This window comes from Mycobacterium colombiense, from assembly GCF_001672755.1.
In the GTDB taxonomy this organism is placed as follows: Bacteria; Actinomycetota; Actinomycetes; order Mycobacteriales; family Mycobacteriaceae; genus Mycobacterium; species Mycobacterium colombiense_C.
Window position 1 is genome coordinate 1 of the sequence record NZ_LZKI01000065.1, and the last position, 11,336, is coordinate 11,336.

General features: G+C 67.9%; 6 protein-coding genes and 2 pseudogenes. 5 read left to right on the forward strand and 3 right to left on the reverse strand.

The window, feature by feature from the left end; all coding sequences use genetic code 11:
- Nucleotides 1–378: HNH endonuclease signature motif containing protein (locus tag A5708_RS08765; RefSeq protein ID WP_196772577.1), on the forward strand; the 378-nt coding region annotated here is incomplete at its 5' end.
- Nucleotides 379–499: 121 nt separating this feature from the next.
- On the opposite strand, the gene A5708_RS08770 is transcribed toward A5708_RS08765, so the two are convergent.
- Nucleotides 500–1,966 (reverse strand): aldehyde dehydrogenase, encoded by a 1,467-nt coding sequence (locus tag A5708_RS08770; protein ID WP_065028252.1) that lies wholly within the window; start codon nucleotides 1,964–1,966, stop codon nucleotides 500–502.
- Between the two features lie 83 nt (nucleotides 1,967–2,049).
- On the opposite strand from A5708_RS08770, the gene A5708_RS08775 reads away from it, so the two are divergent.
- Nucleotides 2,050–3,399, forward strand: a complete 1,350-nt coding sequence (locus A5708_RS08775; RefSeq protein ID WP_065028253.1) for a secreted hydrolase — start codon at nucleotides 2,050–2,052, stop codon at nucleotides 3,397–3,399.
- Here the strand turns inward: A5708_RS08775 and A5708_RS08780 are convergent.
- Nucleotides 3,382–4,533 carry an aromatic ring-hydroxylating oxygenase subunit alpha gene (locus A5708_RS08780; protein ID WP_065028254.1) on the reverse strand — a complete coding sequence of 384 codons (1,152 nt, stop codon included), beginning with the start codon at nucleotides 4,531–4,533 and terminating at the stop codon, nucleotides 3,382–3,384. The genes A5708_RS08775 and A5708_RS08780 overlap by 18 nt on opposite strands.
- A 40-nt stretch (nucleotides 4,534–4,573) precedes the next feature.
- Between A5708_RS08780 and A5708_RS08785 the strand changes: the two genes are divergently transcribed.
- The 3 genes and pseudogenes from A5708_RS08785 to A5708_RS08795 all read left to right on the forward strand — a co-directional run.
- Nucleotides 4,574–5,467: a MerR family transcriptional regulator gene (locus A5708_RS08785; protein WP_065028255.1), complete on the forward strand. Its 894-nt coding sequence runs from the start codon at nucleotides 4,574–4,576 to the stop codon at nucleotides 5,465–5,467.
- Nucleotides 5,468–5,527: 60 nt separating this feature from the next.
- A complete protein-coding gene (locus tag A5708_RS08790; protein WP_065028256.1) occupies nucleotides 5,528–6,250 on the forward strand; it encodes a DUF1906 domain-containing protein in 723 nt (240 codons plus the stop codon).
- Nucleotides 6,251–6,780: 530 nt separating this feature from the next.
- Nucleotides 6,781–10,800 (forward strand): annotated as a pseudogene (locus A5708_RS08795) (fatty acid synthase subunit beta domain-containing protein); the annotation flags it as partial.
- Nucleotides 10,801–10,850: 50 nt separating this feature from the next.
- Here the strand turns inward: A5708_RS08795 and A5708_RS26110 are convergent.
- Nucleotides 10,851–11,285 (reverse strand): annotated as a pseudogene (locus tag A5708_RS26110) (acyltransferase domain-containing protein); the annotation flags it as partial.
- Nucleotides 11,286–11,336 lie beyond the last annotated feature (51 nt).

The window sequence follows — 11,336 nt, forward strand, 5'->3', positions numbered from 1 at the left end:
ATCAACCGGCGGCTTCGCCGCGCGCTGGAGCATCGCGACCGCACGTGCGCGGTTCCGGGCTGTGGCGCCACCCGCGGTCTGCACGCCCATCACATCCGGCACTGGGAAGACGGCGGCCCCACGGAGTTGGCCAACCTGGTGCTCCTCTGTCCCTACCATCACCGGTCGCACCATCGCGGCGTCATCACCATCACCGGACCCGCAGGCGCGCTTATCGTCACCGACACCGCCGGCCGATCACTGAGCCCGGGATCGCTGGCGCGCCCACCAACTCAACCCCCGCCCGCGGTGGCGCCCTGCCGGGGACCTACCGGCGAGCGCGCCAGCTGGTGGTGGTACGACCCCTTCCAACCCCAACCGCCACCGATAACCAACTAGATTGACGCGGCACCGGTCGCTGCAGCAAAGTGTTGACGCTCAAATATGTTGCGGCATCGAACAAGCCGCACATGGCCGCCGCCTGCCGCGTCGTTGACGCCGTGCCTGACAACCGCAAAACCTATAGCGGCGGCAGCTGACCCTTGCAAATCAGCGTCTGCAGTTCGACGTACTCGTGCAGGCCCTCGGGCCCGAATTCTCGGCCGATGCCGGACTGCTTGAAGCCGCCGAACGGCGCGCCGATGTCCAGGGTGTACATGTTGATGCCGTAGGTGCCGGTGCGGACGGCGGCCGCGACGTCCAGGCCGTGTTCGATGTCAGCGGTCCACACCGAGCCGGCCAGGCCGTAGTCGGTCTCGTTGGCGATGCGGATCGCGTCGTCCTCGTCGCGGTAGCGCAGCACCGTCAGCACCGGACCGAAAATCTCCTCCCGGGCGATCCGCATGTCGTTGGTGGCGTCGGCGAACAGCGTCGGCTGCACATACCAGCCGCGCTCGGACGGGCTCTGTTCGCCACCGAGCACAACGCGCGCGCCTTCGCTGCGGCCCGACTTGATGTAGTCCTGCACGCGGCGCTGTTGTCGTTGGGCCACAAGCGGTCCGATGTCCGTCGACTCGTCGGCCGGGTCGCCGACGTTCAGCGCCGACATCATGTCGGCCAGCGCGTCGACCACCTCGTCGTGCTTACGGTCGCTGACCAGGATCCGGGTCTGCGCGACGCATGCCTGGCCGTTGTTCATCAATCCCGCGGACTTCAGGCCGGCCACCGTCTTGGCGATGTCGGCGTCGTCGAGGATGATCGCCGCGGACTTGCCGCCCAGCTCCAAACTCACCCGTTTCAGCTGCTCGCCGCACAGCGCGGCGATCCGGCGGCCGACGGCACTGGAACCGGTGAACGCGACCTTGTCCACCCCGGGATGGCGGACCAGCGCCTCACCGATCTCGGGGCCGCCGGGCAGCACCGACACCACGCCCTCGGGCAATCCGATCTGCTCGATCATCTCGGCCAACCACAAAGCGTCCAAAGGCGTTTCGGGCGCGGGCTTAATGATGACCGTGCAGCCCGCGATCAGCGCCGGGATCAGCTTGGGCATGATCAGAAATTGCGGCACGTTCCACGGCACAATCGCACCGACCACCCCGACCGGGGCCCTGCGCAGGTGAACCTCGCCCAGCACACCCTGGCGGCGTTCCTCCCACGGGAAATCGCGGGCGGCGGCCAGCGACAGGTGGATCAGCGCCGCAGCGGCCGCCCCCTGGCCCATCCGGCTGAAGCTGCGCGGCGACCCCATCTCGTCGGTGATGAGGTCGGCCATTTCGTCGGCGTGGCCGGCGTAGATCCCGGCGAGCTGTTCGACCTTGGCCATCCGGTCGGCATGGCTAATCCGCGGCCACGGGCCGTGGTCAAAGGCGCGCCGTGCGGCGGCGACGGCGGCGTCGACGTCCTCGGGGCCCGCGACCTGGACATGCCCGACCGGCTCCTCGGAGTGCGGCGAGATCACGGCGAGCTGCTGGGGATTGGCGGGCTTGCGCCACTGGCCCCCGATAAACAGTTCGTTATAGGAGCGATGGCCGGAAGTCTCTGTCATCGGGGCACTTCCTCGGGGGATTGGACCGCGACCTCAATTTCGCTATTCACGCTAACATAGCGAAAAAAGCAGCGAGGCCCGATATGACCAGTGATTGGCGCAGTTACCCGTTCCAGTTGGTGCCCGGCGACAGCCAGTTGGACTTCCCCGCCGCCGAAGGCGAACACCCCGACCAGGAGTCGGACACCTGGTTCATCGCCGGTCAGCTTGACGCCGCTGAGACCGATCGCTCGTTTGCCTTCCTGACCATCTTCAACAAGAACCGTCCCGGGGGAACCGTCGTCGCGGACTTCTACACGATGGCGCTGTTCGACCTCGACACCGGCGACTACGGCACCTTCACCGACTACGACATGCCGCCGGCCAACATGGAGCCCGGCGCCCAGCGCAAGCTGACGATGGCATCCGGCCATCTCGACATCAACTATCACAGCAGCGCGGGGACCGCGTCGTGGACGACCAGTCGCAACGGCGATGGCGAACTGCTGCCCTACACCTACCGGGTCAGCCTGGTCGGGCAGGACCAATCCGGGCGCCCGATGCGGCTGGACCTGGCCGTAACACCAACGCGCGCACCGACACCGGTGGGTGCGTCGAGGTACAACGGAAAGATCGTCTGCTTCGGTCAAAGCGACACCTATTCCTACTTCCAGACCGGCATGGCGATGACCGGCACCCTGCGGTGGGGCGACGTGGTGCAGCAGGTGTCCGGCGCCGGCGGGCACGTCGATCGGCAGTGGTTCCCCAAGTACGCCGGCGGCGGGGGATCGGGAGGAGACCCGCGGGCCAGGTCGCACGAATGGCGCACCATCAACTTCGACAACGGCGTCGACCTGAGCATCTGGCGCCAGTTCGACCGCACCAACGGCAATGCGCTGCAGCCGTTTACCGGGATCACGACAAGCCATCCGGACCCCGCGATCGCGCCGGAATGCGCCGAAGACATCGAGGTCACGGTGAGCAGTTACGTGCGATGGCCGGAGGCCATGCGGCCCCTGGTGCGACCCCTCGCCCCAGCCCGGTACCTGCCCGACCGGCACCGGATCACCTGTCCCACACTGCAACTGGACCTCATCGGCGAGCCGTTGGTGGCGGCCCCGGCGCACGGCCTGCCGATTGAGTACATGGAGGGCCCTTATCGCTACCGCGGAACCATCTGGGGAAAACCGGTGACTGGCTTCGCCTTCAATGAACGCTCGCTGGCGTTGTACCGGGATTGGGAACTCGTGGATGTGCTGTCCACTACCGTGGCGGGCCTGGCACCGCCGGAGCCCACTCTGCAGGCCATGGTGGATCAGGTCGTGCCGCTGGTGGCGACCGGCCGGCGCAAGGACGCCGTCGAGCTGCTGTTCCGCTCCGCGCCCGTCGAAAACGACACGCTGGCAAAGCTTCTCGACGATCTGATCGCGGTGCTGTCAGCCGACCCCAGCTGACTGTGACAGCGCCCGGGCCCACGTGATGTGGCGATGCTGCAAGCCCGGCTCGTTGCGGCCGAACACCAGGTGGTCGCGGGCGCCCGACTCGAGATTGGCTTGCAGCCCCTCGACCAGTCGGTAGTCCTCGTCGCGCACGGTGGCGTGCGCATAATCAAAAACGGCTTGGACGGCGGCTGCCACCGCATCATCGGATACGTCCTGCGGTGTTGCGTTCTGGTGGACGGTGATTGACCTGCCGGGCCGATCCCCGGGGTACACCCGGAACAGCTCACCGTTGGCGATCGTCACCGAAAGCACGATGTTGGGGAACAGCGCATAGATCACCACCACGTTGTAGAACGGACTCCACTGATCCTCGGGCACGTCTTCGAGCTCCCGGATGGTGTTGAGCGGAAAGATCAGCCGGTGGTGCGGTCCGTAGGAGTCGAACACCGTGCAGTTGCTGCGCGCGATCGTGCCGAAGGTCTGCTGATGGACGGTGGCGAAATGGTAGTTCTCGGCGAAGGTATCGATCGCCAGCTTCCAGTTGATCGGGGAGTCCAGCACCTTCTCGCCCAGTGGGGACCAGCGCCCGATGCCCCACGAGTCGAGTTCGTCGGCGAGCGGGCCCAGGTGCGCCGCCACGTCCAGCGTCGCGCCGGGATCCAGTGCCACCCAGAGGAATCCGGCGAATTCGGTGGCCGGGAGCTCGGTCAGCCCGTCGGACTGGATGGTCACTTCCGGGAACCCCTCACGTCCCGGAAGCGCCACCAAGTGCCCCGTGTTGTCGTATGTCCAGGCGTGGTACGGACAGGTGAACCGTCTCGCGGTGCCGCAACCCGACACCACCTGCGACTGGCGGTGCAGACACACGTTGTTGAACGCCTTGACCGTTCCCTGCGAGGTTCGGGTCAACAAGATGGAGCGCCCCATCACCGTCTTCGTGCAGTAAGCACCCGGGGCGGGAAGTTCCGAGACGTAGCCGACCAGCTGCGGACTGGCCAGCAGCATGGCCCGATCCCGGTGGTGCCGCTCGATGCTCGTGTAGTCCCGCGCGTCGACCGTGTGCTGGGCCGGGGCGAGATCGGTCGTCTTGTCGCGCGCCAACTTCAACGCGCGCCGCGTCAGGTCGATGAGCTGGTCGTGCTCCATCCGCCCAGTACAGACCTTGTCACAGTTGTAAGGTCAAGGGGTGGCTGAGCAGCTGCTGATCGGCGACGTCACGGCCTTGACCGGCATCGCTTCCGGCCGTATTCGCCATTACGAGAAAATCGGATTGCTACACGCCCAGCACCTCTCCAACGGTTACCGTGTCTTCGGCGTCGAGCAGGTCCTCGACTTGCTGCGCATCGATCTGATGCGAAGCCTCGGCGTCGGTATCAATGACATTGCGCGGTTGATCGAGGGCGGGCACAGCACGCTGGCCGGCCTGCTCGACGAGCACCGCGCGCTGCTGGTGCAGCAGCGGGAGCGGATCGACCGCCTGATCCAGGCCATCGATGCGGCCACCGAGTGCGGCGAGGGGGACCTCAACGAGCACATCCTGCACCGGTTGGCGACCACGCACCGCGACAGCATCGGGGTGATCGGCCGGCTCAGCGCTCCGCTGCCGGAGCCGGTCGCCGCGATGTACGCCGACCTGTTCGACGAATGGGACCTGCCGGTTCCCCCGCTATTCGGGCAGATGGTGCTTCCGACGGCGGCCAGCACCCTGTTGTCGCAACTGGCCGAGACCCCGGGCCACGAGGTGCTGTTCGACCGGTTGCGCGGCCTGGCCGCCGACGTGATCGGGTTGGGCGAAGACGATGCCGCGGCATCGGAACTGGCGCGCCGCTGGATCGACCAGCAGCTCGCCGACCCCCTGCCCGACGAGGTGGTCGGCGTGCTGCGGGGCGTGCAACCGCTGCTGGAGCGCGATCCGGTGATCGTGCAGGGATTTCGCGCCTGGGCGGGATCGATCAGCCCGGCGGCCGGCGACTTCATCGAGGAGGTCGCCCAGCAGACCGCCCAGCGCGGACTGGAGGCCGTGAGCGTCATCGTGCTGCCCGCGCGCCAACCCGTTCAAACGAGCGATGTGGCACTGTGATGCACATGTGACCAGCGTGATCAACGTGTCATATGGGGTTTGTGTCGTACCCTGTGGCTTGTGTCATCCGTTTCGCGGCGCGATCTGCTCAAATTCGCGGCCGCAGCCCCCGCCCTGGTGGGCCTGTGCGCCGCCGGAGCGTCGCTGAGCGCCGTGCCCGCATCGGCGTCGCTCGGCACCCTGCTTGACTACGCGGCCGGCGTCATTCCGGCCAGCCAGATCCGGGCCGCCGGCGCCGTGGGGTCGATTCGGTACGTCTCGGACCGTCGCCCCGGCGGCAACTGGATGCTGGGCAAGCCGATCCAGGTTGCCGAGGCGCGCGATCTCAACAGCAACGGACTCAAAATCGTGTCTTGCTACCAGTACGGCAAGGCCAGCAGCGCGGATTGGCTGGGCGGTGCCAACGCCGGCCTGCAGCACGCGCAGCGCGGGATGCAGCTGCACGCCGCGGCCGGTGGGCCCGCCAGTGCACCCATTTATGCGTCGATCGACGACGATCCGTCCTACGAGCAGTACAAGAGCCAGGTGGCGCCCTACCTGCGTTCCTGGGAGTCGGTTATCGGTCATCAGCGCACAGGCGTGTACGCCAATTCGAAAACCATCGACTGGGCGCTGCACGACGGATTGGGCTCCTACTTCTGGCAGCACAACTGGGGCTCGCCCAAGGGATACGCCCACCCGGCGGCCAACTTGCACCAGGTTGAAATCGACAAACGCAGCGTCGGAGGGGTCGGCGTGGACATCAATGAAATCCTCAAGCCCCAATTCGGCCAGTGGGCCTAGCGCCCGACGCCGTCGTCCGGCCCGGTCGGGGCGCGGACTCTTAGAAATTCCAGCAAACACTCGTTCGCTCATTTTCCCGACGCGCGCGGGCGGGCGATCGTCGTCCTATGCCGCCGACGGCGTCGTGACGGCACTCCACGACCCAAAATTTTAATATAACGATTCGATAACAAACTTGCCTTGATCTGCGCAGTTATAGCTACTCGACCGTAACCACCTTCATGCAGCAGGTTTGGTAATCGGGTTCGCGCCGCCGGTGAAACCAGGTGTTACCCAGGACACGGTTACCCATGCGTAGAACTCATCAGTAACCGATCAGCACGCGAAACGAGGGTCGATCCTTATGACACTCTTAGTACAGCCGATGGAGTCCGTCGCGCCGCTCAGCATCAGCCGGGCGGTCTGCAGACAACACACCGGCCAGCCGTTTTCCCGGCTGTGATTCGACGCGGAATCGACAGAACCCCGCCCGGCGGTGGTGACCGCCAGACGAACGAGACCTAAAGACGCATACAGGGGAGACAGAAAAGGTGACGATCCACGAGCACGACCGGGTATCCGCTGACCGCGACGGCCAGGGCAAGGGCCAACAAGCCGGGGACGCTCACGCCCTCGTCGACCGCCTGACCGCCGGCGAGCCCTACGCCGTGGCATTCGGCGGCCAGGGCAGCGCCTGGCTGGAGACCCTCGAAGAACTGGTGTCGTCGGCCGGCATCGAGTCCGACCTGGCAACGCTGGTCGGTGAGGTCAACCTGCTTCTCGAGCCGGTGGCCAAAGAGCTCGTCGTGGTGCGCCCGATCGGCTTCGAGCCGCTGTCGTGGGTGCGTGCGCTGGCGGCCGAGGACCCGATCCCTTCGGACAAGCACCTGACCTCGGCCGCGGTGTCGATTCCGGGCGTGCTGCTCACCCAGATCGCGGCCGTGCGGGCGCTGGCTCGGCAAGGCATGGACCTGAAGGCGACGCCCCCGGTGGCCGTCGCCGGACATTCCCAAGGTGTGCTCGCCGTCGAGGCGCTCAAGGCCGGGGGCGCCCGCGATGTCGAGCTGCTGGCGATGGCCCAGCTGATCGGCGCGGCCGGGACCCTGGTGGCCCGTCGGCGCGGCATCTCGGTGCTCGGCGACCGCCCGCCGATGGTGTCGGTCACCAACGCCGATCCCGAACGCATCGGCCGGCTGCTCGACGAGTTCGCGCAGGACGTGCGCACCGTGCTGCCGCCCGTGTTGTCCATCCGCAACGGCCGCCGGTCGGTCGTCATCACCGGCACCCCGGAACAGCTGTCCCGCTTCGAGCTCTACTGCCAGCAGATCTCGGAGAAGGAAGAAGCCGACCGGAAGAACAAGCTGCGCGGCGGCGACGTCTTCTCGCCGGTCTTCGATCCGGTGCAGGTCGAGGTGGGCTTCCACACGCCGCGCCTCGCCGACGGTATCGACATCGTCGGCAGCTGGGCCGAGAAGGTCGGCCTGGATGTCGAGCTGGCCCGGCACCTGACCGAGTCCATCCTGGTGCGTCCGGTCGACTGGGTGGAGGAGATCACCCGGGTCAACGACGCGGGCGCCCGCTGGATCCTTGACCTGGGTCCCGGCGACATCCTGACCCGGCTGACCGCGCCGGTGATCCGTGGCCTCGGTGTGGGCATCGTGCCCGCGGCGACCCGCGGCGGGCAGCGCAACCTGTTCACCGTCGGCGCCGTCCCCGAGGTGGCGCGGGCCTGGTCCAGCTATGCCCCGACTCTGGTTCGCCTGCCCGACGGCAGGGTCAAGCTCTCGACGAAGTTCACCCGACTGACCGGGCGCTCGCCGATCCTGCTGGCCGGCATGACCCCGACCACCGTGGACGCAAAGATCGTGGCCGCCGCGGCCAACGCCGGGCACTGGGCCGAGCTGGCCGGCGGCGGGCAGGTCACCGAGGAGATCTTCGCCGACCGCGTCGAGCAGCTGGCCGGACTGCTCGAGGACGGCCGGACCTACCAGTTCAACGCGCTGTTCCTGGACCCGTATCTGTGGAAGCTGCAGGTCGGCGGCAAGCGGCTGGTGCAGAAGGCGCGCCAGTCCGGCGCGGCGATCGACGGTCTGGTGGTCAGCGCCGGCATCCCGGACCTGGAGGAGGCTGTCGACCTGATCGAGGAGCTGGGCGAGGTCGGCATCAGCCACGTGGTCTTCAAGCCCGGCACCGTCGAGCAGATCCGCTCGGTCATCCGCATCGCGACCGAGGTGTCCACCAAGCCGGTGATCGCGCACATCGAGGGCGGGCGCGCCGGCGGCCACCACTCCTGGGAAGACCTCGACGACCTGCTGCTGGCGACCTACTCCGAATTGCGGTCGCGGGCCAACATCACCGTCTGCGTCGGCGGCGGCATCGGCACGCCGGAGCGCGCGGCCGACTACCTGTCCGGACGCTGGGCGCAGGCATACGGCTTCCCGCTGATGCCGATCGACGGCATCCTGGTCGGCACCGCGGCGATGGCGGCCAAGGAGGCCACCACGTCGCCGTCGGTCAAGCGGATGCTGGTCGAAACCCAGGGCACCGATCAGTGGATCGGCGCCGGAAAAGCCTCGGGCGGAATGGCTTCCAGTCGCAGCCAGCTCGGTGCGGACATCCACGAGATCGACAACAGCGCCTCGCGGTGCGGCCGGCTTCTCGACGAGGTCGCCGGTGACGCCGACGCCGTCGCGCAGCGTCGCGACGAGATCATCGCGGCGATGGCCAACACCGCCAAGCCGTACTTCGGCGACGCCGGTGAGATGACCTACCTGCAGTGGCTGCAGCGCTACGTCGAATTGTCCATCGGGGACGGCGATTCCACCGCCGACACCGCGTCACCGGGCAGCCCGTGGCTGGCCGACACCTGGCGCGACCGCTTCGAGCAGATGCTGCAGCGGGTCGAAGCGCGTTTGCATGCACAGGATTTCGGCCCCATCGAGACGCTGTTCGACGGCTCCACCGAAGATGGCGCGCGGCTGCTGGAAAATCCCGCCGAGGCCATCGCCACCCTGCTGGCGCATTACCCCGACGCCGAACGCGTGCAGCTGCACCCGGCCGATGTCCCGTTCTTCGTCACGCTGTGCAAGCTGCTGGGCAAGCCGGTCAACTTCGTGCCGGTGATCGACAAGGACGTGCGGCGCTGGTGGCGCAGCGATTCGCTGTGGCAGGCGCACGACGCCCGCTACGACGCCGATCAGGTGTGCATCATTCCGGGCACCGCCGCCGTCGCGGGCATCGCCCGGATGGACGAGCCCGTCGGTGAACTGCTGGACCGCTTCGAGCAGGCGGCCATCGACGAGGCGCTCGCCGGCGGGGCGGAGCCCAAGGCCGTCACGTCACGCCGGACGGGCCGCGCCGACGTCACCGGCCCGCTGGCCGTCGTGCTGGACGCCCCCGATGTCCAATGGGCGGGCCGCACCGCGACCAACCCGGTCCACCGAATCGCCGATCCCTCCGAATGGCTGGTGCACGACGGACCCGAGAGCCGCCGCGCCACGCATTCGTCCACCGGCGCGCGGCTTCAGGTCGATGGCGACCGCGTCGTGCTCAGTGTCCCGGTGTCGGGCATCTGGATCGACATCCCATTCACGTTGCCGCCCAACACCGTTGACGGCGCCACCCCGGTGGTCTCCACCGAGGATGCCGCTACGGCCATGCGTGCGGTGCTGGCCATCGCGGCCGGCGTCGACGGGCCGGAGTTCCTGCCCGCGGTCACCGACGGAACGGCCACGGTCACGGTGGACTGGGACCCCGAGCGGGTCGCCGACCACACCGGCGTCACGGCCACCTTCGGAGAACCGTTGGCGCCCAGCCTCACCACCGTGCCCGACGCGCTCGTCGGACCGTGCTGGCCCGCCGTCTTCTCGGCGATCGGCTCGGCAGCCACCGACGCCGGCATCCCGGTTGTCGAGGGCCTGCTGAGCCTGGTGCATCTGGACCACGCCGCCCACATGGCCGGCAAGCTGCCGACGACCCCGTCGCAATTGACAATCACCGCAACGGCTTCGGCGGCCATCGACACGGACATGGGGCGTGTCGTCCCGGTCTCGGTCAGCATCACCGACGCCGACGGTCAGGCGATCGCCACTCTCGAAGAGCGGTTCGCCATCCTGGGCCGCACCGGGGCCGCCGAACTGGCCGATCCGACGCGCGCCGGTGGCGCGGTCTCGGAAAACGCGACCGACACCCCGCGCCGGCGCCGGCGCGACGTCGCCATCACCGCACCGGTTGACATGCGTCCGTTCGCGGTGGTCTCCGGTGACCACAACCCCATTCACACCGACCGGGCAGCCGCGCTGCTGGCCGGCCTGGAATCGCCCATCGTGCACGGCATGTGGCTGTCGGCCGCCGCCCAGCACGCGGTGACCGCCACCGACGGTCAGGCCCGCCCGCCGGCGCGGCTGATCGGCTGGACCGCGCGCTTCCTGGGCATGGTGCGACCCGGCGACGAGGTCGCGTTCCGCGTCGACCGGGTCGGAATCGACCAGGGCGCAGAGGTTTTGGAGGTCACCGCCAAGATCGGTTCGGATCTGGTGATGTCGGCGACGGCCCGCCTGGCGGCCAGCCGGTAGTTGGACCGGCCCAGCTCGTCGCGCGGCACGATGTCGTGCATCTTCGATCCGCGGTGAAACACCGTCTCCAGCAGGGCTTCCAGCTCGTAGATGCCGGTCACGCAGGCCAGCGCGGTGTACTCGCCGACGGAGTGGCCGCAGGCGATCGCATCCTCGACGAAGGCGCCCTGCTCGCGCATCTCGGCGACCTGCGCCGCGGCCACTGTCGCCATCGCGACCTGGGTGAACTGCGTCAGGTACAGCACGCCCTCGGGGTGGTTGTAGTGCACACCGCTGGCGATGATGCTGGTCGGGTTGTCCCGCACCACATGCAGAACCGAGAAGCCCAGGGTGTCGCGGGTGAACTTGTCCGCCTTGTCCCACACCTTGCGGGCGGCCTTGGACCGGGCCCGGACGTCCATGCCCATGCCCTTGTGCTGGATGCCCTGGCCGGGGAAAGCGTAGACGGTGTGCGGGGCCGCCAGGCGGGCCGTCGCCGACATCACCAGATCCGAACCGATCTTGGCGGTGACCTCCAAAACCTCTGCGCCGCG

Coding starts and splice junctions, on each gene's coding strand:
- A5708_RS08775 (WP_065028253.1), top strand. CDS start 2,050: ATGACCAGTGATTGGCGCAGTTACCCGTTCCAGTTGGTGCCCGGCGAC.
- A5708_RS08780 (WP_065028254.1), bottom strand. CDS start 4,533: ATGGAGCACGACCAGCTCATCGACCTGACGCGGCGCGCGTTGAAGTTG.
- A5708_RS08770 (WP_065028252.1), bottom strand. CDS start 1,966: ATGACAGAGACTTCCGGCCATCGCTCCTATAACGAACTGTTTATCGGG.